This is a genomic window from Amycolatopsis dongchuanensis (assembly GCF_039542405.1).
GTDB lineage: Bacteria > Actinomycetota > Actinomycetes > Mycobacteriales > Pseudonocardiaceae > Amycolatopsis_E > Amycolatopsis_E sacchari.
Genome location: NZ_BAABIB010000017.1, coordinates 96,735 through 118,873, shown reverse-complemented (window position 1 = coordinate 118,873; position 22,139 = coordinate 96,735). Strand labels below are relative to the sequence as shown.

General features: G+C 68.0%; 21 protein-coding genes. 8 read left to right on the top strand and 13 right to left on the bottom strand.

Annotation, left to right across the window (positions count from 1 at the left end):
- Nucleotides 1-22 precede the first annotated feature (22 nt).
- The 10 genes from rpsS to rpsL all read right to left on the bottom strand — a co-directional run bounded on the left by rpsS (nt 23) and on the right by rpsL (nt 7,786).
- On the bottom strand, nt 23-304 hold the full coding sequence (gene rpsS / locus ABFX51_RS03265; RefSeq protein WP_027940998.1) for a 30S ribosomal protein S19: 282 nt from the start codon (nt 302-304) through the stop codon (nt 23-25).
- An 18-nt stretch (nt 305-322) separates the two neighbouring features.
- Nucleotides 323-1,156, bottom strand: coding sequence for a 50S ribosomal protein L2 (gene rplB, locus ABFX51_RS03260; RefSeq protein ID WP_091505028.1), 834 nt, complete (start codon nt 1,154-1,156; stop codon nt 323-325).
- A 15-nt stretch (nt 1,157-1,171) separates the two neighbouring features.
- Entirely contained in the window at nt 1,172-1,483 is a 312-nt protein-coding gene (gene rplW, locus ABFX51_RS03255) for a 50S ribosomal protein L23 (protein ID WP_091505029.1), read from the bottom strand.
- Nucleotides 1,480-2,166 (bottom strand): 50S ribosomal protein L4, encoded by a 687-nt coding sequence (gene rplD / locus ABFX51_RS03250; protein ID WP_091505030.1) that lies wholly within the window; start codon nt 2,164-2,166, stop codon nt 1,480-1,482. Before rplD ends, rplW begins: the two co-directional genes overlap by 4 nt.
- Nucleotides 2,163-2,819, bottom strand: a complete 657-nt coding sequence (rplC, locus tag ABFX51_RS03245) for a 50S ribosomal protein L3 (RefSeq protein ID WP_091505031.1) — start codon at nt 2,817-2,819, stop codon at nt 2,163-2,165. Before rplC ends, rplD begins: the two co-directional genes overlap by 4 nt.
- Nucleotides 2,820-2,850: 31 nt before the next feature.
- Nucleotides 2,851-3,156 (bottom strand): 30S ribosomal protein S10, encoded by a 306-nt coding sequence (gene rpsJ, locus ABFX51_RS03240; protein WP_003883485.1) that lies wholly within the window; start codon nt 3,154-3,156, stop codon nt 2,851-2,853.
- A gap of 298 nt (nt 3,157-3,454) precedes the next feature.
- Entirely contained in the window at nt 3,455-4,648 is a 1,194-nt protein-coding gene (gene tuf / locus ABFX51_RS03235) for an elongation factor Tu (protein WP_091505032.1), read from the bottom strand.
- Between the two features lie 129 nt (nt 4,649-4,777).
- The gene (gene fusA / locus ABFX51_RS03230) at nt 4,778-6,877 is read right to left on the bottom strand and encodes an elongation factor G (RefSeq protein ID WP_091505033.1); all 2,100 of its coding nucleotides are present in this window, start codon (nt 6,875-6,877) and stop codon (nt 4,778-4,780) included.
- 64 nt (nt 6,878-6,941) lie between these two features.
- Nucleotides 6,942-7,412, bottom strand: coding sequence for a 30S ribosomal protein S7 (gene rpsG / locus ABFX51_RS03225; protein WP_091505034.1), 471 nt, complete (start codon nt 7,410-7,412; stop codon nt 6,942-6,944).
- On the bottom strand, nt 7,412-7,786 hold the full coding sequence (rpsL, locus tag ABFX51_RS03220) for a 30S ribosomal protein S12 (protein WP_003102113.1): 375 nt from the start codon (nt 7,784-7,786) through the stop codon (nt 7,412-7,414). The genes rpsG and rpsL overlap by 1 nt, the downstream gene beginning before the upstream one ends.
- A gap of 510 nt (nt 7,787-8,296) precedes the next feature.
- Between rpsL and ABFX51_RS03215 the strand changes: the two genes are divergently transcribed.
- The 5 genes from ABFX51_RS03215 to ABFX51_RS03195 are packed head-to-tail and all read left to right on the top strand — an operon-like array spanning nt 8,297 to nt 11,778.
- Nucleotides 8,297-8,974 (top strand): YbaB/EbfC family nucleoid-associated protein, encoded by a 678-nt coding sequence (locus tag ABFX51_RS03215; RefSeq protein WP_346051956.1) that lies wholly within the window; start codon nt 8,297-8,299, stop codon nt 8,972-8,974.
- Nucleotides 8,974-9,324, top strand: coding sequence for a hypothetical protein (locus ABFX51_RS03210; protein WP_091505036.1), 351 nt, complete (start codon nt 8,974-8,976; stop codon nt 9,322-9,324). The genes ABFX51_RS03215 and ABFX51_RS03210 overlap by 1 nt, the downstream gene beginning before the upstream one ends.
- Before the next feature lie 10 nt (nt 9,325-9,334).
- Nucleotides 9,335-10,444, top strand: coding sequence for a WXG100 family type VII secretion target (locus ABFX51_RS03205; RefSeq protein WP_091505037.1), 1,110 nt, complete (start codon nt 9,335-9,337; stop codon nt 10,442-10,444).
- Nucleotides 10,445-10,447: 3 nt separating this feature from the next.
- Nucleotides 10,448-11,041: a hypothetical protein gene (locus tag ABFX51_RS03200; RefSeq protein WP_091505038.1), complete on the top strand. Its 594-nt coding sequence runs from the start codon at nt 10,448-10,450 to the stop codon at nt 11,039-11,041.
- On the top strand, nt 11,038-11,778 hold the full coding sequence (locus tag ABFX51_RS03195; RefSeq protein ID WP_091505039.1) for a hypothetical protein: 741 nt from the start codon (nt 11,038-11,040) through the stop codon (nt 11,776-11,778). The genes ABFX51_RS03200 and ABFX51_RS03195 overlap by 4 nt, the downstream gene beginning before the upstream one ends.
- A 40-nt stretch (nt 11,779-11,818) precedes the next feature.
- Here ABFX51_RS03195 and ABFX51_RS03190 read toward each other — a convergent pair whose 3' ends face one another.
- Nucleotides 11,819-11,968: a hypothetical protein gene (locus tag ABFX51_RS03190; RefSeq protein WP_091505040.1), complete on the bottom strand. Its 150-nt coding sequence runs from the start codon at nt 11,966-11,968 to the stop codon at nt 11,819-11,821.
- A 166-nt stretch (nt 11,969-12,134) separates the two neighbouring features.
- On the opposite strand from ABFX51_RS03190, the gene ABFX51_RS03185 reads away from it, so the two are divergent.
- Genes ABFX51_RS03185 through ABFX51_RS03175 form a run of 3 tightly spaced genes read left to right on the top strand, consistent with a single transcriptional unit; the run spans nt 12,135 to nt 14,369 of the window.
- Nucleotides 12,135-12,452, top strand: coding sequence for an ESX-1 secretion-associated protein (locus tag ABFX51_RS03185; protein WP_091505041.1), 318 nt, complete (start codon nt 12,135-12,137; stop codon nt 12,450-12,452).
- A gap of 10 nt (nt 12,453-12,462) precedes the next feature.
- Entirely contained in the window at nt 12,463-13,587 is a 1,125-nt protein-coding gene (locus ABFX51_RS03180; RefSeq protein WP_346051952.1) for a WXG100 family type VII secretion target, read from the top strand.
- A gap of 2 nt (nt 13,588-13,589) precedes the next feature.
- Complete coding sequence (locus tag ABFX51_RS03175) at nt 13,590-14,369, top strand: hypothetical protein (protein ID WP_245782953.1); 780 nt, start codon at nt 13,590-13,592, stop codon at nt 14,367-14,369.
- 56 nt (nt 14,370-14,425) lie between these two features.
- Here the strand turns inward: ABFX51_RS03175 and ABFX51_RS03170 are convergent, their stop codons facing one another.
- The gene (locus ABFX51_RS03170; protein ID WP_091505043.1) at nt 14,426-18,337 is read right to left on the bottom strand and encodes a DNA-directed RNA polymerase subunit beta'; all 3,912 of its coding nucleotides are present in this window, start codon (nt 18,335-18,337) and stop codon (nt 14,426-14,428) included.
- 92 nt (nt 18,338-18,429) lie between these two features.
- Nucleotides 18,430-21,930 (bottom strand): DNA-directed RNA polymerase subunit beta, encoded by a 3,501-nt coding sequence (gene rpoB / locus ABFX51_RS03165; RefSeq protein ID WP_091505044.1) that lies wholly within the window; start codon nt 21,928-21,930, stop codon nt 18,430-18,432.
- Between the last annotated feature and the right edge of the window lie 209 nt (nt 21,931-22,139).

Below are 22,139 nucleotides of genomic sequence, written 5' to 3'. Positions count from 1 at the left end.
AGTTCCTCTTCTCGGTGCGCGCTCAGCGGCGGCGCGACTTGCGGTCGTCCTTGATGTGGCCCTTGAAGGTCCGCGTCGGGGCGAACTCGCCCAGCTTGTGACCCACCATCGCCTCGGTGACGAACACCGGGACGTGCTTGCGGCCGTCGTGCACGGCGATCGTGTGCCCCAGCATGTCGGGGATGATCGTGGACCGGCGGGACCACGTCTTGATCACCGTCTTCTTACCGGACTCGTTGAGCGCGTCCACCTTCTTGAGCAGGTGGTCGTCCACGAACGGGCCCTTCTTCAGGCTGCGCGGCATGTGCTTCTACCTCCCTGCTCAGCGCTTCTTGCCGGTACGCCGGCGGCGGACGATCAGTTGGTCGGACGGCTTGCGGCGACGCGTGCGGCCCTCGGGCTTGCCGTTCGGGTTCACCGGGTGGCGACCACCGGACGTCTTGCCCTCACCACCACCGTGCGGGTGGTCGACCGGGTTCATCACGACACCACGGACGGTCGGGCGCTTGCCACGCCAGCGGTTGCGGCCCGCCTTGCCCCAGTTGATGTTCTGGTGCTCGGAGTTGCCGACCTCGCCGACGGTGGCGCGGTTGCGCACGTCCACGTTGCGGATTTCGCCCGAGGGCATCCGCAGCTGGGCGTACGGGCCGTCCTTGGCGACGAGCTGCACGCGGGCACCGGCGGAGCGGGCGATCTTCGCGCCGCCACCGGGACGGAGCTCGATCGCGTGCACCACGGTGCCGACCGGGATGTTGCGCAGCGGCAGGTTGTTGCCCGGCTTGATGTCGGCACGCGGGCCGGACTCCACCGTGTCGCCCTGGCGGAGCTTGTCGGGGGCGATGATGTAGCGCTTCTCGCCGTCGACGTAGTGCAGTAGCGCGATGCGGGCGGACCGGTTCGGGTCGTACTCGATGTGCGCGACCTTGGCCGGGATGCCGTCCTTGTCGTTGCGCCGGAAGTCGATCAGCCGGTACGCACGCTTGTGACCGCCGCCCTTGTGCCGGGTGGTGATCTTGCCGGAGGCGTTGCGGCCACCGCTCTTGCTCAGCGGGCGCAGCAGCGACTTCTCCGGGGTCGACCGGGTGATCTCGGCGAAGTCCGAGACGCTCGAGCCACGACGGCCCGGGGTCGTCGGCTTGTACTTACGAATACCCATGACAGCTTCCGTCCCTTACGCGGCGGGTCCGCCGAAGATCTCGATCGGCTTGCTCTCGGCGGACAGCGTCACGATGGCGCGCTTGGTGTCCTTGCGCTTGCCAAAGCCAGTGCGGGTCCGCTTGCGCTTGCCGGTCCGGTTCAGCGTGTTCACGCTGACCACCTTGACGCCGAAGACCTGCTCGACCGCGATCTTGATCTGGGTCTTGTTGGCGTCCGGCCGGACGATGAACGTGTACTTGTGGTCCTCGAGCAGCCCGTAGGACTTCTCGGAGATCACCGGCGCGAGCAGGATGTCACGCGGGTCGGGAATCGCCACGCTGCTCACTGGTCACTCCCTTCCAGCTCGCTCGACGTCGCGGACGCCTTGACGGACTTGCCCTTCGCGGGGCCCTCGACGAAGGCGTCGTACGCGGCCTTCGTGAACACCACGTCGTCGTTGACCAGCACGTCGTACGTGTTCAGCTGGTCGAACCAGAGCAGGTGCACGTTCGGCAGGTTGCGGGCCGACAGCCACGCCACGTCGTCGCCGCGGTGCAGCACCACGAGGATGCGCTTGGCCTGCGTCACCGCGGCCAGCGTCTTCAGCGCCGCCTTGGTGGACGGCTTCTCGCCGGTCACCAGCTCGGTCACCACGTGCACCTGGCCCGCGCGCGCCCGGTCGGAGAGGGCGCCACGCAGGGCGGCGGCCTTCATCTTCTTCGGGGTGCGCTGGGCGTAGTCGCGCGGCGTGGGGCCGTGGACGGTGCCACCACCGGCGAACTGCGGCGCACGGGTCGAACCCTGGCGGGCGCGGCCGGTGCCCTTCTGCCGGTACGGCTTCTTGCCGCCACCGGAGACCTCACCGCGGGTCTTGGTGTCGTGCGTGCCCTGGCGGGCGGCGGCCTGCTGGGCCACCACGACCTGGTGCATCAGCGGCACGTTGGCCTGCACGTCGAAGATCTCCGCGGGGAGCTCGACGGTGCCCTGAGCGCTGCCCTCGGGGGTCTTCAGCTCGATCGTCGCGGTCATGCGGTCGCACCACCCTTCGCGGCGGTCTTGACGAACACGAGGCTGCCCTTGGGGCCGGGAACGGCACCCTTGATGAGCAGCAGGCCGTCCTCGGCGCGCACGTCGTGCACGGTCAGGCCCTGCGTCGTGGTGCGGACGCCACCCATCCGGCCGGCCATGCGCAGCCCCTTGAACACGCGGCCCGGGGTGGCGCAGCCACCGATCGAGCCCGGCGCGCGGTGCTTGGCCTGGTTACCGTGGCTCGCGCCCTGGCCCTTGAAGCCGTGGCGCTTCATGACACCGGCGTAGCCCTTGCCCTTGCTGGTGCCGGTGACGTCGACGCGCGAACCGGCGGAGAACACCTCGGCGGTGATCTCCTGGCCGACCTCGTAGCTGCCGGCGTCGGCCGTGCGCAGCTCGACGAGGTGGCGGCGCGGGGTCACGCCGGCCTTGTCGAAGTGCCCGGTGCGCGGCTTGTTGACCTTGCGCGGGTCGATGGCGCCGAACGCCAGCTGCACGGCCTCGTAGCCGTCGTTGTCCTTGGTGCGCACCTGGGTGACGACATTCGGCCCGGCCTGCACGACGGTCACCGGGATGATCCGGTTGTCCTCGCCGAAGACCTGGGTCATGCCGAGCTTGGTGCCCAGGATGCCCTTCACTTCCCTGTCAGACATGAGTCTCTTATCTCCGCCGCTCGCCCAACGCTTACTGGATGTTGACGTCGACGCTCGCCGGCAGGTCGATGCGCATGAGCGCGTCGACCGTCTTCGGCGTCGGGTCGAGGATGTCGATCAGACGCTTGTGCGTGCGCATCTCGAAGTGCTCGCGCGAGTCCTTGTACTTGTGCGGCGAGCGGATGACGCAGTAAACGTTCTTCTCGGTGGGCAGCGGCACAGGTCCGACGACCGAGGCTCCGGTGCGCGTCACCGTCTCCACGATCTTGCGCGCGCTGGCGTCGATCGCCTCGTGGTCATAGGCCTTGAGCCTGATGCGGATCTTCTGTCCCGCCATGGTTGCAGCTCGTCCTTACCGTCTTGTGCCGCTATTTCCGCACGTCAACTGGCTTTCGCCCGGTCCACGCGGTCGGGCGTGTCGCCCTGCCGAACGCAGACTGATCCCGTAGGAAGAGTTGTCGTGCCGGTTGGTCTGAGTCTTCGCCGGGCTAGCCGGCCCCAGGCCGCTCACGCAAGGGCGGCCGGATCCTCAACGAGAATCGGCCGCCCTGCGACGAGCAACCCGAATAGTGTCGCACACGTGATTTCGCAACCCGGCCCCGGGGTGCTATAAGCGCCCCGGGGCCGGGAGGGAATCACTTGATGATCTTGGTGACCTGGCCCGCGCCGACGGTCCGGCCACCCTCACGGATGGCGAACCGCAGACCCTCGTCCATGGCGACCGGCTGGATCAGCTGCACCTTGATCTCGGTGTTGTCGCCCGGCATGACCATCTCGGTGCCCTCGGGGAGGGTCACGACGCCGGTCACGTCGGTGGTGCGGAAGTAGAACTGCGGGCGGTAGTTGTTGAAGAACGGCGTGTGACGGCCACCCTCGTCCTTGGACAGGATGTAGACCGAACCCTCGAACTCCGTGTGCGGAGTCGTGGTGCCGGGCTTCACGACGACCTGGCCGCGCTCGACGTCCTCACGCTTGATGCCACGCAGCAGCAGGCCGACGTTGTCACCGGCCTGGCCCGAGTCGAGCAGCTTGCGGAACATCTCGACACCGGTGACAGTCGTCTTCTGCGACTTCTCCTTGATGCCGACGATCTCGACCTCTTCGTTGACGTTGATCTGGCCGCGCTCCACACGACCGGTCACGACGGTGCCGCGGCCGGTGATGGTGAAGACGTCCTCGATCGGCATCAGGAAGGGCTTGTCGAGGTCACGCACCGGGTCCGGCACGTTGTCGTCGACGGCCTGCATGAGCTCCAGGACCGACTCCGCCCACTTCGGGTCACCCTCGAGGGCCTTGAGGCCGGAGACCTTGACCACGGGGGCGTCGTCGCCGGGGAACTCCTGCGAGGACAGCAGCTCGCGGACCTCCAGCTCGACGAGCTCGAGGATCTCCTCGTCGTCGACCATGTCGGCCTTGTTCAGCGCCACGACGATGTAGGGCACACCGACCTGGCGGGCGAGCAGCACGTGCTCACGGGTCTGCGGCATCGGGCCGTCGGTCGCGGCGACCACCAGGATCGCGCCGTCCATCTGGGCGGCACCGGTGATCATGTTCTTGATGTAGTCCGCGTGACCGGGGGCGTCCACGTGCGCGTAGTGGCGCTTCTCGGTCTGGTACTCGACGTGCGAGATGTTGATCGTGATACCGCGCTGCTTCTCTTCCGGCGCGTTGTCGATCTGGTCGAACGCCCGGGACTCGTTCAGGTCCGGGTACTTGTCGTGCAGAACCTTGGTGATCGCCGCGGTCAGAGTGGTCTTCCCGTGGTCGACGTGACCGATGGTTCCGATGTTGACGTGCGGCTTGCTCCGCTCGAACTTCGCCTTCGCCACTGGAATGTCCTCCTGGACTGTTGCTTGCTCACCGGCCGACGTGGCTTAGTCGGACAGCGACTCGATCTGGTTCGTTGTGCGGACCTTAGGGGAGTCCCCCGACGGCGCCCGCGTTGGGTGCTTAAGGGATTACTCCCCCGTCGCCTTCGCGATGATCTCCTTCGCGACGTTCGCCGGAACCTCGGCGTAGGAGTCGAAGGTCATCGTGTAGTTCGCGCGACCCTGGGTGCGAGACCGCAGGTCACCGACATACCCGAACATCTCCGAGAGCGGAACCAGCGCCTTCACGACGCGGGTGCCCGCCCGCTCCTCCATGGCCTGGATCTGGCCACGGCGGGAGTTGAGGTCACCGATGACGTCACCCATGTAGTCCTCGGGCGTGGTCACCTCGACCGCCATCATCGGCTCCAGCAGTACCGGGTGGGCCTTCCTCGCGGCCTCCTTGAGCGCCATCGAACCGGCGATCTTGAAGGCCATTTCCGAAGAGTCGACCTCGTGGTACGCACCGTCCAACAGGGTCACCTTCAACCCGACGAGCGGGTATCCGGCCAGCACGCCGTACTGCATGGCGTCCTGGGCACCCGCGTCCACCGAGGGGATGTACTCCCGGGGGATGCGGCCACCCGTGACCTTGTTGTCGAACTCGTAGAGAGCACCGTCCGTAGTCGCGAGCGGCTCCAGCGCGATGATCACCTTCGCGAACTGACCGGAGCCACCGGTCTGCTTCTTGTGCGTGTACTCGTACTTCTCGACCGCGTTGCGGATCGTCTCGCGGTAGGCGACCTGCGGCTTACCGATGTTCGCCTCGACCTTGTAGTCGGACTTCATGCGGTTCACCAGCACCTCGAGGTGCAGCTCGCCCATACCCTCGATGATCGTCTGGCCGGTCTCCTCGTCCTGGCTGACCCGGAAGGTCGGGTCCTCCTCGGCGAGCTTCTGGATCGCGTTGGAGAGCTTCTCCTGGTCGGCCTTCGTCTTCGGCTCGATGGCCACCTTGATGACCGGCTCCGGGAAGGTCATCGACTCGAGCACGATGGGGTGCTGCGGGTCGCTCAAGGTGTCACCCGTGGTGGTGTCCTTGAGGCCGATGACCGCGTAGATGTGGCCGGCCTGGGCCTCGTCCATCGGGTTTTCCTTGTTGGAGTGCATCTGGAAGATCTTCCCGATGCGCTCCTTGCGCTCCTTGGTCGAGTTGATGACCTGGGCGCCCGCGGAAACCTTGCCCGAGTAGACCCGGATGTAGGTGAGCTTGCCGAAGAACGGGTGCGCGGCGATCTTGAACGCGAGCGCGGAGAACGGCTCCGAGGTCGACGCCTTGCGGGAGGCCGGGGTCTCGCCGTCGGGCAGCGTGCCCTCGACGTCCGGCACGTCCAGCGGCGACGGCAGGTAGTCGATCACCGCGTCGAGCATGGGCTGCACGCCCTTGTTCTTGAACGCGGAACCGGCGAGCACCGGGAACGCCTCGCGGGTGATGACGAGCTTGCGGATACCGGCCTTGATCTCGGCCTCCGTCAGCTCCTCGCCCTCGAGGAACTTCTCCATCAGCGTGTCGTCGGTCTCGGCGACGGCCTCGACCAGCTTCTCGCGGTACTCCGCGGCGCGGTCGGCGAGCTCGGCCGGGATGTCCTCGACGGTGTAGTCGTCACCCTTCTTGACCTCACCGCGCCAGACCAGGGCCTTCATCCGGACCAGGTCGATGACACCCTCGAACTCGTTCTCGGCGCCGATCGGCAGCTGGATGGGCAGCGGCCGGACACCCAGGCGGTCGGAGATGGTGCGGACGGTGAAGTAGAAGTCCGCGCCCAGCTTGTCCATCTTGTTGACGAAGCAGATGCGCGGGACGTCGTACTTGTCGGCCTGGCGCCAGACCTGCTCGGACTGGGGCTCGACACCTTCCTTGCCGTCGAACACCGCGACGGCACCGTCGAGCACGCGCAGGTTGCGCTCCACCTCGACGGTGAAGTCGACGTGACCGGGCGTGTCGATCAGGTTGATCTGGTAGTCGTTCCAGAAGGTGGTGGTCGCAGCCGAGGTGATGGTGATACCCCGCTTCTGCTCCTCCTCCATCCAGTCCATCGTCGCGGCGCCGTCGTGCACCTCGCCGATCTTGTAGTTGATCCCGGTGTAGAACAGGATCCGCTCGGTGGTGGTGGTCTTACCGGCGTCGATGTGGGCCATGATGCCGATGTTGCGGACCTTGTTCAGGTCGGTCAGCACTTCGCGTGCCACTGCACAAATCCCCTGTCTAGAAGCGTGGGGCCCGGCCAGGCTTTCGTCGGCAGCCGGGCTGCGTTCACCACCGGTAGTGGGCGAACGCCTTGTTGGACTCGGCCATCTTGTGGGTGTCCTCGCGGCGCTTCACGCTGGCCCCGAGGCCGTTGCTCGCGTCGAGCAGCTCGTTCTGCAGGCGCTCGATCATGGTCTTCTCACGACGCTGCCGGGAGAAGGCGACGATCCAGCGCAGCGCAAGGGTGGTCGAGCGGCCGGGCTTGACCTCGATCGGCACCTGGTAGGTGGCACCACCGACGCGGCGGCTCTTCACCTCGATCGCGGGCTTGACGTTGTCGAGCGCGCGCTTGAGGGTGACGACCGGGTCGGTGCCGGTCTTCTCGCGGGCGCCTTCCAGCGCGCCGTACACGATCCGCTCGGCCAGCGACCGCTTCCCGTCGGTCAGCACCTTGTTCACCAGCTGGGTGACCAGCGGGGAGCCGTAGACCGGGTCGGAGATCAACGGCCGCTTCGGGGCCGGTCCCTTGCGGGGCATCAGCTCTTCTCCTTCTTCGCGCCGTACCGGCTGCGCGCCTGCTTGCGGTTCTTCACGCCCTGGGTGTCCAGGGAACCGCGGATGATCTTGTAGCGGACGCCGGGGAGGTCCTTCACACGACCACCACGCACGAGCACCATCGAGTGCTCCTGCAGGTTGTGGCCCTCGCCGGGAATGTAGGCGGTGACCTCGATGCCGCTGGTCAGCTTCACACGCGCGACCTTGCGCAGCGCCGAGTTCGGCTTCTTCGGGGTGGTGGTGTACACGCGGGTGCACACGCCACGCCGCTGCGGGCTCCCCTTGAGCGCCGCGGTCTTCTGCTTGGCAGCCTTGTCCTGGCGGCCCTTGCGGACCAGCTGCTGGATCGTGGGCAATGGACCAGCTTTCTGTCGCGTCTTGCTTGTTCCGTCTTCCGTCCCCGGCCCCCGAGGTCGGGCGTGTCGGCCCGCGTCTAGGCCTTGCGGCCGATAACGTTTCCTCGGATTTCCGCGGAGCTCCGCTTCACCGCGGCGCCTGCCGGGGTGTCGGAACACCCTGACGAGGCCTGACGGCACGCAGAGCGGCCCAGCACGTGCCGGGCACAGTCGTCAAAGATACCCGCCCCGTCCGAGACCGGTCACATCGGGGGTGGCTTCGGGACGCGGGGAACGGGCGCGGGGGCTCGTCGTTCCACCCTAGCCGATCCACCCGCGGGTGTGGGCGCTTCGACACGGGGAGCCGCAGGCCACCCGCGTGGGTTACAACGCGCCCCGGGCCCAGGTCATTCCCGCCCGCATGGCCCGGTCGAGTGGCCTTTATGGTCAATTGCGCCGTTCGGCCCACCGGCGGTCCTCGTTCGGTCAGGATGGGGCCGCTCAAGTCGTCCAAACCGGGGAGGTCCCCTCGTGTCAGCCGAGTTCGACCAGCTCGTCGCCCAGTTCGAACAGTTCCAGGCGAAGCTCAAGCGCGTCGACGACCAGTTCGCGAGCATCGGGCAGATGCAGCAGGAGCTGGCGGCGCTGGAGGCGGTCGCCACCTCACCCGACCGGGCCGTGACCGTGGTCGCCGGCCCGTCGGGGGCGATCAAGGACATCCGGCTGACCGACCTCGCGCTGCGCCAGTCGCCGCAGGCGCTGTCCGCCACGCTGATGACCACCCTCCGGCAGGCGGTCGCCGAGGCCGCGCGGCGGCAGGCGGGGATCGTCGAGGAGGCCATCGGCGACGACATGCACCTCACCGACCAGGTGCTGGAGACGCAGGCCCAGCTGTTCGGCACCACGCCGGAGGAGCTGAAGGCCACCCTCGCGCAGCAGGACACGCCGCCGCCCCCGCCCGCCGGCCGGCCCGCCGTGCCACCGCCGCCCCCGCCCGCGGGCCGCCCGCCGATGCCCCCGCAGCCGCCCGCACCGCCCGCGGCGGGACCGCGCCCGCGGCCGCAGCGCGACGCTCGCGAGCCCGACGACTTCTCGCAGGAGAACTTCCTGCGCCGCGACCAGCAGCAGACCCCTCCCCCGCCGCCGCGGTCCCAGCAGCGGCCTGAGGGCGGCGGCTACCTCAACCTCTACGACAACGAGGACCAGTGATGGCGCCGAAGGACGGGTACGCGGTCGACATCGCCGCGCTGACGAAGTACTCGGGCGACCTCAAGGGCAACAAGGAGGCCGTCGCGAAGGTCACCGAGCAGGTCGGCGAGACCGACGTCAGCGACAAGTCGTGGGGCATCGTCGGGCTGTTCGTGAAGCAGAAGTACTCCGACATGCTGAACGACCTCAAGGACCTGCTGAAGGAGATGGAGGACGGCCTCGAGTCGGCCTCGGACAAGATCGGCGGCGCGGCCAAGGCGTACCGGGACAAGGACGACGAGCACAAACAGAGCCTGGCCGACATCGTGAAACAACTCGACGACGTCGTCGTCAGGGACCTGAACGCCTGAGGGGGCAGTCGTGTCGGACCCACTGGGTTCCATCGAGATCGAGGACGAGAAGAGCTACGGCGACCAGGTCGTCGAGTCGATCCCCATCGCGGGTGATGGCTGGAAGGTGTTCCAGGCCGGCAAGGACGCGCTGGCCGACGGCAGCGTCAGCTTCGAGGACGTCCGCAGCGTCGCCGCGGAGGGCGGCGGGTTCGTGCAGTCGTGCATGGACGTCACGGAGATCGCCACCGACCCGATCGGCTGGCTCGTCGGCAAGGGCCTCGACTTCCTGATCGCCATCTGCCAGCCGCTGCAGGACGCCATCCACTTCGTCAGCGGCGACGGTGAGGAGCTGTCCCGCGCCGCGGGCAACTTCGGCAACATCGGGCAGGGCCTCGCCGACTTCGGCGAGCAGTTCGGCCGGCACGCGCAGGAGGCGCTGGCCAAGTGGGAGGGCCAGGCCGCCGAGACCGCGGCGGACAAGCTGGGCCAGTTCGCCGGCGGGATCGACGGGGTGGCCGCGAAGGCCGGCGACATCGCGCAGCTGCTGCAGATCTCCAGCATGATCATGACAGTCATCGAGGAGTTCATCAAAGGCCTGCTCACCGAGCTGATCACCTGGCTGATCATGATCTGGATCCCCGCGCTCGCGGCCGCGGTGCCGACGTGCGGCGGGTCCACGGCGGCGGCCGGCGCCGCGACCGGCGTGCGGGCGGCGCAGACCGGCTCGCGCGCGACGCGGCAGGTCAGCAAGCTGCAGCAGCTGCTGGACAAGATCCGCCAGGTCCTGGCGAACCTGAAGTCCTTCATGACGAACCTGAGGACGAACTTCAGCCGGGTCATGGACACCAAGAAGATGAACGCGAGCCTCGCACACCTGGAGGTCGAGTCGGCGCAGGCCGCGGGCCGCACCGCGAGCCGGTCGGCCCGGCTGTACGACTCGGCCGAGGGCATGGTGGGCAGCCGCGTCACCGACGGGCTCGGCAAGTCGCTGCGGAACAACGTCGTCGACACCGCGAAGGACCAGGTCAAGCCGTCGAAGGTCCCCGGGTACTTCGACGGCGTCAGCAAGGCCGTCGAGTACGGGGACACCGGCGAGGAGGCCTCGACGGAGGAAACCAAAGAGAACCTGGACTTCTGACCGATGACCTTCGACGCGAGCGCCGTCGCCGGCCTGGTCGTGGTGGTCCCGCTGCTGGTGTGGGCCCTGTGGGCCGTCCTCGGGCCCGTCGTGTTCCGGCTCGTCGTGCTGCCCGCGTTCGCCCGCGAGCGCGGCTGGCGGGCACGCGGGCGGTTCACCGGGTACGAGGCGGAGGACGAGCTGCCCGGCGACGGCAGCCAGGACTGGGAAACCCCGCTGCCGGGCATGCTGTGCGAGTTCGTCGGCACCCACGCCGGGCGGCCCGTGCACGGGGTCGAGGTCTCGGTGACGTACTGGCTGCGGCGGCTGCCCGGCCAGGTGCCGCGCCGGCGGGTGCGGTACTACTCCGTCGTCACCATGGCCGTGTCCGACCAGCCGTTCTCGGGCTTCAACGCGGAGCGGCGCGGCAGGGTGCTCAACGGGGACCCGATGGCGTTCTACCCGGACTTCGTCGAGTGGGCGCGGAACCGGAAGCTGCTGGACACCGGTGACGTGGTGCAGTCCGACGCGGGGATGCGGTCGGTGAGCTGGTTCGGGCACCTGTCCCGGCGGCGGCTGGTGCGCGCGTTGGACAAGCTCGCGGAGGCGGCGGCGTGAGCGTCCTCGAACACTTCGTCGTCGCCGTCTGCGGGTACGTGCTGGCCGCCGTGCTGCAGGCCGCCGGGATGCGGCTCTACCGCACGGGGTCGCGCGGACGCCGTCGCTTCGGGGTCGCGCTGCGGATCTCGGCCGGGCTCGTCAGCACCGTCACCACGACGTCGTGGCTGCTGCCCGCCGCCCTGTCGGGTGGACTGGCCGGCGGCGTGTTCATGTTCGTCTTCCTGTTCGTGTTCCTGCCATTCGTGGTGTGCTTCGTCGGGCTGCGCCTCGGCAAGCTGCGGGAACGGCGCGGGAAGACGGAGCCGGTCTGGCACGTCGTCCTGATCGGCGCGTTCGCGCTGGCCTGCCTGCTGCCCGGCACGGTCGCCACCGCCGATGGGCTCATGCACCTCACGGGCCTCGCCCAGCCCGTAGAGCTGAAGGTCACCGAGGTGATCGACCGGGACGCGCGGCCCGGCGACCGCCGCGGCTTCACCGACACCATCGACGGGGACTACGTCCTCGACGGGAAGGTCGAGCACCTCGAGGACAGCGCCTGGATGTCGCTGACCCCGCTGCCGAAGGAGGGCGACACCATCCGGGTCACCCTTTCCCGGCTGTGGCCGACGGTGATGATCGAGACCACCTCCGCCGCCTGGGTGATCGTCGGGTTCGGGGCCTTCGGTCTCGCCGCGGGCGGGGCCCTGATGGCCTTCGCGCTCCGGGAACGGAAACGGAGCGAGGAACCGGTGTGAGCGGAGGGCCCCGGACTTCGCGTCCGGGGCCCTCCGCTCCTCAGTCCTCGTCCGGCTTCGCGTGGTCCGGCTTGCCGGGGTTCGGGTCCCGGGACAGGTCGATCGCGGGGTGCCGTGGTGCCCCCTCGGGCGCCGCGTGGCGCCCTGTCGACGGAGCCTCCTGCGGGCTCCCGTTCTCGTCAGTGTTCACAGCGCCCTCCTCGTTCCGCTGGTGTGAACCCCTCCTCGGACACGCTACCGAGAACGGGCGCCGGGGATGAGACTCCCCCTGGTCACGCCGCGATTAGGTACTTTGTCCGGAACCAAGTCGGCCTCCGCGTGGTCGAACGGGGAAGACGAGGACGAGGAGGACTCCGGTGGGCTTCGACGTCAACGCCGACGAGCTGCGGCAGTACGCCGGCAAGCTCGACGCGCAGCACGGCACCGCGGGCGAGATCGCCGGCCTGGTCGGCAAGGCCGACGTGGGTGACAAGTCGTGGGGCGTGGTCGGCCTGTTCGTGAAGAACCAGTACACGCAGATGCTGGGCGACCTGAACGACCTGTTCGGCGACCTGCAGGAGGGGCTGCAGTCGGGCGCGGAGAAGTTCCGCGGCGCCGCCGAGGGCTACCAGGCCCAGGAGGACGCCGTGAAGAAGCTCCTCGACGGCCTGAAGATCGAGATCGAGAACCGGTAGGGGCACCGCGATGGCTGAGACCAAGACGAAGGCCGGTGGTGTCGAGATCACCACCGGGGAGAAGGACACGGGCCAGAAGGTCCAGGAGGCCATCCCCTTCTACGGGAACTACCTCAAGACCAAGGACGCGATCGGCAAGTTCAGCGACGGCGCCGACGGTTCCGAGGTGTCGAACCTGGCCTCCGAGGGCACGGCGCTGCTCGGCGCGGTCGGCACCAGCGCGTACGGCATCGCGACCGACCCGATCGGCTGGCTCGTCGGGCAGGGGCTGAACTTCCTGATCAGCGTGGTGCAGCCGCTGGAGGACGCGATCCACTTCGTCAGCGGCGACGGGCCCGCGCTGTCGCAGGCGGCGGAGAACTTCAACGCGATCGGCAAGGGTGTCGCCGACCTCGGCAATCGGTTCGAGCAGGAGCTGGCGGACTCGGTGACGAGCTGGGGCGGCCCCGCGGCCGAGGCGGCGAGCACGAAGCTGGGCGAGTTCGCGAACGGCATCGAGGGCGTCGCCGGGCAGGCGGGCGAGCTGGCGCGGATGCTCCAGATCTTCAGCATGATCATGACCGTGATCGAGGACTTCATCAAGGCGATCCTCACCGAGCTGATCACCTGGCTGATCATGATCTGGATCCCCGCGCTCGCGGCCGCGATCCCCAGCTTCGGGGCCTCCACGGCGGCGGCCGGTACGGCGACCGGGGTGCGTGCGGCGCAGACCGGCAGCCGGGTGTCGCGGATCATCGCGAAGCTGCGGGAGTTCCTCGACAAGATCATGGCCTTCCTGCGCAACCTCGCCACGCGGGTCGGCAACGTGCGCACGGCCTTCCAGCGGGCGATGGTCAACAAGCAGGTCGGCAGCGTCTTCGCCGACGCCAGCAAGGGCCTGGGCGACAAGTCGGCGCTGACGAAGCTGTGGAGCAAGGACGGCCTGCTCGGCGGCAGGCTGCAGGACGGCATCGGCAAGTCCCTGTGGAACACGACGCGCGATACAGCGGTGTCGGAGGCCGGGCTGGGCAAGGGCCAGAACGCGGGGATCGACAAACCGCTGCGGAACATCAGCGGCGGGCAGAAGGCCGCGGAGGTCGACAACGTCGGAGACGACCAGTCCAAGGGTGAGACCGAGGGCTACCTGGACATCTGATCGTGGGTGAGTTCGAGCTGCGGGCCGCGCTGGCGGTGCTGGTTCTCCTCGTGCTGCCGCTTGGCTCCTTGTTCTGGTGGTTCCGCCGCAAGGAACAGCGCGAGAACCGTGAGCAGGCCGACGCGCTGGCCACCCTCGCCGCCTCCCTCGGCGGTGCGGTGGCCGGACGAGAGGAGGCCACGGCGTGGTCCGCCGCACTTCAGCCGCCATTCAAGGCCGACACTCCAGGCCTGATCAACTGGCTGGGCACCGTGCGGAAGCCACGCTTCGAGACGGCCCTGGACTTCCGGCACGGCGGCTGGCCGGTCCGGGTCAGCGAGGCCTCGATGCGTAAGGCCGTCTCCAACGGCACGATCACGTCCTACGAACACCGCATCGACGTGGCCACCGGCCCACTGCCGCCGATGAAACTCCACCGCCGCTTGCACACGGACTTCCTCGGCCGCCCGGTGAAACCGGGCAGCGTTCTGGCCTTCGGCGGCAAGCCGGTGCGAGAAGCGCCCGCGACGGTCAGAGAAGGCCCTTGGCTGGAAGTAGACCTCCCGCACCCCGCCAGCACGGACTGGGTCGCGTTCGCGAGTGATCCCGCCGACGCACCGCTCACCCCAGAGGCGCTCGACTGGCTCTCCCAGAACATCGGCCGCCTGCCGTGGGGCCTCACGTTCGAGGCGGGACTGCTGTACACCACCTGGCCCACCCGCATCGACCCGCGAACCCTGCTCACCACCGTCGACGCCATCCTCGGGCTCCTCGACCGCATCCCCGGCGCCCGCCGGGCGTAAAAAAGCGAAGCCCCCGGCTCCTTCGCAGGAACCGGGGGCTTCGCGTTACGACAGGATCAGCGGAAGTCGCGACCGAAGTCGTAGTCGTCCAGCGGGACGGCGGCACCCGTGCCGCTGCCGAACACGTCCGGGGTGTAGTAGCCGTCGTCGTAGGACGGGATGGCGTACGCCGCCACCCTGGCCTCCTCGGTCGGCTGCACCTGGATGTTGCGGTAGCGGTTGATGCCCGTACCGGCCGGGATCAGCTTACCGATGATCACGTTCTCCTTGAGGCCCACGAGCTTGTCGCTGCGGCCGTTGATCGCCGCATCGGTCAGCACCCGCGTGGTCTCCTGGAACGACGCCGCCGACAGCCACGAGTCCGTGGTCAGCGAGGCCTTCGTGATACCCATCAGCACCGGACGACCCGAGGCCGGCTGCCCGCCCTCGGCCACGACCTGCCGGTTCGTCGCCTCGAACTTCGTCCGCTCGGGCAGCTCGCCCGGCAGGAAGTCCGTCGAACCGGAGTCGATGATCGTCACCCGGCGCAGCATCTGCCGGACGATGACCTCGATGTGCTTGTCGTGGATCGACACACCCTGCGCCCGGTACACCTTCTGGACCTCGTCCACCAGGTGCATCTGCGCCTCACGCGGCCCCATGACCCGCAGGACCTCGTGCGGGTCCGGCGTGCCCTCGAGCAGCGGCTGCCCGACGGCGACGTGGTCACCGTCCGCCAGCGGGCCGGTCGGCGTGTTCGCGAGGCGCTGGCGCTTCGACAGCTTGTCGAAGACGATCTCCTCGCTGCCGTCGTCCGGGATCAGCGTGATCTTCCAGAACCGCTCACTCTCCTCGATGCGCACGCGGCCATCGACGTCGGCGATCGGCGCCTTGCCCTTCGGCACACGGGCCTCGAACAGCTCCGTGACACGCGGCAGACCCGTCGTGATGTCGTCACCGGCGACACCACCCTGGTGGAACGTACGCATCGTCAGCTGCGTACCCGGCTCACCGATCGACTGGGCGGCGACGATACCGACGGCCTCACCCACGTCCACCAGCTTGCCGGTCGCCATCGAGCGGCCGTAGCAGGTCGCACACACCCCGACGGCCGACTCGCAGGTCAGCACGCTGCGGACCTTGACCGTCGTGATGCCGCTGGACAGCAGCTTCTCGATGGCCGGGTCGCCGAGGTCGTCGCCGGCGTTGAGCACGACGTTGCCCTGGGCGTCCTTGGCGTCCGTGGCAAGGGTGCGGGCGTAGGCGCTGGTCTCGACGTGCTGGGCACGCACGATCCGGCCGTCGCCGAGGTCCTCACCGATCGGCATGTTGATGCCGCGGCGGGTACCGCAGTCGACCTCGCGGACGATGACGTCCTGCGAGACGTCCACCAGACGACGGGTCAGGTAACCCGAGTCGGCGGTCCGCAGCGCGGTGTCGGCCAGACCCTTCCGGGCACCGTGGGTGGCGATGAAGTACTCGGCCACCGACAGGCCCTCGCGGAAGTTCGCCTTGATGGGGCGCGGGATGTACTCACCCTTCGGGTTCGACACCAGACCACGCATCCCGGCGAGCGACCGGACCTGGGTCATGTTGCCCGCCGCACCGGACTTCACGATCATCGAGATCGGGTTGTCCTCGGGGAAGGCGTCCTCCATGACCTTGGCGACGTCGTCGGTCGCCTGGCTCCACACCTTGACCAGCTCGTTGTTGCGCTCGGCGTGCGAGAGCTGACCGCGCTGGTAGCGCTTCTCGACCTGGTCGGCCTTGGCCTCGTACTGGTCGAGGATCTCCTTCTTCTCCTTGGGCACCACGACGTCGGTGATCGACACCGTCACGCCGGACCGCGTCGCCCAGTAGAAGCCGGCGTCCTTGAGCCGGTCCAGGGTCTGCGCCACCTGCGTCATCGAGTACCGCTCCGCGAGGTCGTTCACGATCGCGGCCTGCCGCTTCTTCGGCATCGGCTCGTTCACGAACGGGTAGTCCGCGGGCAGCAGCTCGTTGAACAGCACCCGGCCCAGGGTGGTCTCGGCCAGCCACGGCTGACCGGGCTCCCAGCCGGACTCGGCGAGCTTGGCGGCGTCCTCCTTGCCCGGCTGCCGGTCGTTGATCCGGATCTTGATCGGGGCGTGCAGACCCAGCGCCTTGCGGTCGAAGGCCATGATCGCCTCGGCCGGCGAGGAGTACGCCTGCCCGGCACCGGTCGCGTTCTCGTCGAGACGCGTCAGGTGGAACAGACCCGTGACCATGTCCAGACGCGGCATGGCGAGCGGGCGGCCCGACGCCGGCGACAGGATGTTGTTCGCCGACAGCATCAGGATCCGGGCCTCGGCCTGCGCCTCGGCCGACAGCGGCAGGTGCACCGCCATCTGGTCACCGTCGAAGTCCGCGTTGAACGCCTCGCAGACCAGCGGGTGCAGCTGGATGGCCTTGCCCTCGACCAGCTGCGGCTCGAAGGCCTGGATACCGAGGCGGTGCAGCGTCGGCGCGCGGTTGAGCAGCACCGGGTGCCCGGTGATGACCTCTTCCAGCACGTCCCACACGGCCGGGCGGGCCCGCTCGACCATCCGCTTCGCGGACTTGATGTTCTGCGCGTGGTTCAGGTCGACCAGCCGCTTCATCACGAACGGCTTGAACAGCTCCAGCGCCATGTCCTTGGGCAGACCGCACTGGTGCAGCTTCAGCTGCGGGCCGACGATGATGACCGAACGGCCCGAGTAGTCGACGCGCTTGCCGAGCAGGTTCTGGCGGAACCGGCCCTGCTTGCCCTTGAGCAGGTCGGACAGCGACTTCAGCGGCCGGTTGCCAGGGCCGGTGACCGGACGGCCGCGGCGGCCGTTGTCGAACAGCGCGTCGACGGCCTCCTGCAGCATCCGCTTCTCGTTGTTGACGATGATCTCGGGCGCGCCGAGGTCGATCAGCCTCTTGAGGCGGTTGTTCCGGTTGATGACCCGGCGGTACAGGTCGTTCAGGTCGGACGTGGCGAACCGGCCACCGTCGAGCTGCACCATCGGGCGCAGGTCCGGCGGGATCACCGGGACGGCGTCGAGCACCATGCCACGCGGGTCGTTGCCGGTGGCCTGGAAGGCCGCCACGACCTTGAGCCGCTTGAGGGCGCGGAGCTTCTTCTGCCCCTTGCCGCTGCGGATCGTCTCGCGCAGGCTCTCGGCCTCGGCGTTGACGTCGAACTCGGTGGCCAGCTTCTGGATGGCCTCCGCGCCCATGCCGCCGGTGAAGTACTCGCCGTAGCGGTCGTACAGCTCGCGGTAGAGCATCTCGTCCGCGATCAGCTGCCGCGGCTCGAGCTTGGTGAAGGTCGTCCAGATCTCCTCGAGCCGGTCCAGCTCGCGCTGGGCCCGGTCGCGGAGCTGGCGCATCTCACGCTCGCCGCCCTCCTTGACCTTGCGGCGCACGTCGGACTTGGCGCCCTCGGCCTCGAGCTGCGCCAGGTCGGCCTCGAGCTTCTGCGCCCGCGCCTCGATGTCGGCGTCGCGCTTGGTCTCGATGTTCTTGCGCTCGACCCCGATCTCGTTCTCGAGCGTCGGCAGGTCGTTGTGCCGCAGCTCCGTGTTCACCCCGGTGATCACGTAGGCCGCGAAGTAGATGATCTTCTCGAGGTCCTTCGGGGCCAGGTCGAGCAGGTAGCCCAGCCGCGACGGCACGCCCTTGAAGTACCAGATGTGGGTGACCGGGGCGGCCAGCTCGATGTGGCCCATCCGCTCACGGCGCACCTTGGCACGGGTGACCTCGACACCGCAGCGCTCGCAGATGATGCCCTTGAAGCGGACCCGCTTGTACTTACCGCAGTAGCACTCCCAGTCCCGGGTGGGGCCGAAGATCTTCTCGCAGAAGAGGCCGTCCTTCTCGGGCTTGAGCGTGCGGTAGTTGATGGTCTCCGGCTTCTTCACCTCGCCGAAGGACCACTGGCGGATGTCATCCGCGGTGGCCAGGCCGATCCGGAGCTCATCGAAGAAATTGACGTCCAGCACGTCCTTGCATCCCCTTGGGGTAGATGTGGCTAGAGGGGTCGGCTACCTGGGGCGGGAGACGCGGGAGGTGTCTCCCGCCCCAGGCGGCTGGGTCATTGCGCGATGTCGTCCACCGAGGGCGACTCGTTGCGGGACAGGTTGATGCCGAGGTTCGCCGCGGCGCGCTCGAGGTCCTCGTCGTCGGAGTCGCGCATCTCGATCGCCGCACCGTCGGAGGACAGGACCTCCACGTTGAGGCAGAGCGACTGCAGCTCCTTCAACAGCACCTTGAACGACTCCGGGATCCCCGGGTCCGGGATGTTCTCGCCCTTGACGATCGCCTCGTACACCTTCACGCGGCCGACCACGTCGTCCGACTTGATCGTCAGCAGCTCCTGCAGCGTGTAGGCGGCGCCGTAGGCCTGCATCGCCCAGCACTCCATCTCACCGAAGCGCTGGCCACCGAACTGCGCCTTACCACCCAGCGGCTGCTGGGTGATCATCGAGTACGGGCCGGTGGACCGGGCGTGGATCTTGTCGTCGACCAGGTGGTGCAGCTTGAGGATGTACATGTAGCCGACCGCCACCGGGTACGGGAACGGCTCGCCGGAACGTCCGTCCAGCAGCACCGCCTTGCCGTCCGGCTGGACCAGGCGCTCACCGTCGCGGTTCGGCTTGGTCGAGGCCAGCAGGCCCGTCAGCTCCTCCTCCTTCGCGCCGTCGAACACCGGGGTCGCGGTGTTGGTGCCGGGGTCGACGTCGTAGAGCTCCTCGGGCAGGTTCTGCGCCCACTCGGGGTTGCCCTCGACCTTCCAGCCCTGCGACGCCAGCCAGCCCAGGTGCAGCTCGAGGATCTGGCCGATGTTCATGCGTCGCGGCACACCGTGGGTGTTCAGCACGATGTCGACCGGGGTGCCGTCCTCCATGAACGGCATGTCCTCGACCGGCAGGATCTTGCCGATGACACCCTTGTTGCCGTGCCGGCCGGCGAGCTTGTCGCCCGGCTGGATCTTCCGCTTCTGGGCCACGTAGACGCGGACCAGCTCGTTGACGCCCGGGGGCAGCTCGTCGTCGTCCTCGCGGGAGAACACGCGGATGCCGATGACCTTGCCGGTCTCGCCGTGCGGCACCTTCAGCGAGGTGTCGCGGACCTCGCGGGCCTTCTCGCCGAAGATCGCGCGGAGCAGGCGCTCCTCCGGGGTCAGCTCGGTCTCGCCCTTCGGCGTGACCTTGCCGACCAGGATGTCGCCGTCGCGGACCTCGGCACCGATGCGGATGATGCCGCGCTCGTCCAGGTCGGCCAGCACCTCTTCGGAGACGTTCGGGATGTCCCGGGTGATCTCCTCGGCACCGAGCTTGGTGTCGCGCGCGTCGATCTCGTGCTCCTCGATGTGGATCGAGGTGAGCACGTCGTCCTGCACGAGCCGCTCGGAGAGGATGATCGCGTCCTCGTAGTTGTGGCCCTCCCACGGCATGATCGCGACGAGCAGGTTCTTGCCCAGCGCCATCTCGCCGTTCTCGGTGGACGGCCCGTCCGCGATGACCTGGCCCGCCTCGACCCGGTCGCCCTCGTTGACGATCGGCCGGTGGTTGAAGCACGTGCCGTGGTTGGTGCGGCGGAACTTGTACAGCCCGTAGCTCTTCCGCGTGCCGTCGTCGTGCATGATCGTGATCAGGTCGGCGGAGAGCTCCTCCACCACACCGGCCTGCTCGGCGACGATCACGTCACCGGCGTCGATCGCGGCACGCAGCTCCATGCCGGTGCCGACCAGCGGCGCCGAGTTGCGCAGCAGCGGCACGGCCTGGCGCTGCATGTTCGCACCCATCAGCGCGCGGTTGGCGTCGTCGTGCTCGAGGAACGGGATCATCGCCGTGGCGACCGACACCATCTGGCGCGGCGACACGTCCATGTAGTCCACGTCCATCGGGTCGATCAGCTCGACCTCGCCGCCCTTCCGGCGGACCAGCACGCGGTCCTCGGCGAAGTGGCCGTCGTCGGTCAGCGGCGCGTTGGCCTGCGCCTTGACGAACCGGTCCTCCTCGTCGGCCGTCAGGTAGTCGATCTGGTCGGTGACCCGGCCCTCGACGACCTTGCGGTACGGCGTCTCGATGAAGCCGAACGGGTTGACCCGCGCGTAGGAGCACAGCGAGCCGATGAGGCCGATGTTCGGGCCTTCCGGCGTCTCGATCGGGCACATGCGGCCGTAGTGCGACGGGTGGACGTCGCGGACCTCCATGCCGGCGCGCTCACGGGACAGACCACCGGGGCCGAGCGCCGAGAGGCGGCGCTTGTGGGTCAGGCCCGACAGCGGGTTGTTCTGGTCCATGAACTGCGACAGCTGCGAGGTGCCGAAGAACTCCTTGATCGCCGCCACGACGGGGCGGATGTTGATCAGGGTCTGCGGCGTGATCGCCTCGACGTCCTGGGTGGTCATCCGCTCCTTGACCACGCGCTCCATGCGGGAGAGGCCGACCCGGATCTGGTTCTGGATCAGCTCACCCACGGTGCGCAGGCGCCGGTTGCCGAAGTGGTCGATGTCGTCGACCTCGACCGGGATGGTCTGGCCGTTGATCTCCATCTTGTCCTCGCCGGCGTGCAGCCGGACCAGGTACTCGATGGTGGTGACGATGTCCTCTTCGGTCAGCGTGCCGGTCTCGTACGGCAGGTCGAGACCCAGCTTCTTGTTGACCTTGTAGCGGCCGACCTTGGCCAGGTCGTAGCGCTTGTCCTTGAAGAACAGGTTCTCCAGCAGGGCCTGGGCGCTCTCCTTCGTCGGCGGCTCGCCCGGGCGCAGCTTGCGGTAGATGTCGAGCAGCGCCTCGTCGGTGCCGGCCGTGTGGTCCTTCTCGAGCGTCGCGAGCAGGGTCTCGGAGAACGAGAAGCGCTCGCGGATCTGCTCGGTGGACCAGCCGAGGGCCTTCAGCAGCACGGTGACGGGCTGACGGCGCTTGCGGTCGATGCGGACACCGACGGTGTCGCGCTTGTCGACGTCGAACTCCAGCCAGGCACCGCGGCTCGGGATGATCTTGACGCTGAAGACGTCCTTGTCGGTCGTCTTGTCGATCGCCTGGTCGAAGTAGACGCCGGGCGAGCGGACGAGCTGGGACACCACGACACGCTCGGTGCCGTTGATGATGAAGGTGCCCTTGTCGGTCATCACGGGGAAGTCACCCATGAAGACCGTCTGGCTCTTGATCTCGCCGGTGTTGTTGTTGACGAACTCCGCCGTGACGAACAGCGGAGCCGCGTAGGTCATGTCCTTGTCCTTGCACTCCTCAACGGAGGCCTTGACCTCGTCGAAGCGCGGGTCGGAGAAGGACAGCGACATCGAGCCCTGGAAGTCCTCGATGGGTGAGATCTCGTTCAAGACCTCTTCGAGGCCGCCGACCGGGTTCTCCTCGCCCTCTTCGACCCGGCGCTGGAACCACTTCTCGTCACCGGTGAACCACTGGAACGACTGGATCTGCACGTCGAGCAGATTGGGCGTGGCGAGCGGTTCGCGGATCTTCGCGAAGGAGACGCGCTTCGGGGCTCCGGGGATTCCCGTCGGGTTCGGGTCGGATACAGCAGAGGTGGTCGCAGCAGTGGCCTGGTTCGCGGGAGAGACTGCCAAGATGCGTCCTTCCGGGGACAATGAGCGGTGAGCAGCCGCCATAGCGTCAACTATTGCGACTGTCAAGGGTGCCGTGGTGCCCACTATCCTAACTGCCGTGCCCGGGCAGCCTGAAAGAGGGCAGCGCAAAGAAGCAGTCTAGCCCGAATGACGTGTTCTGTCGAGGGGCGCTCCCGATGGGGCCCAGATCTCGATCACACCGTCTTCAG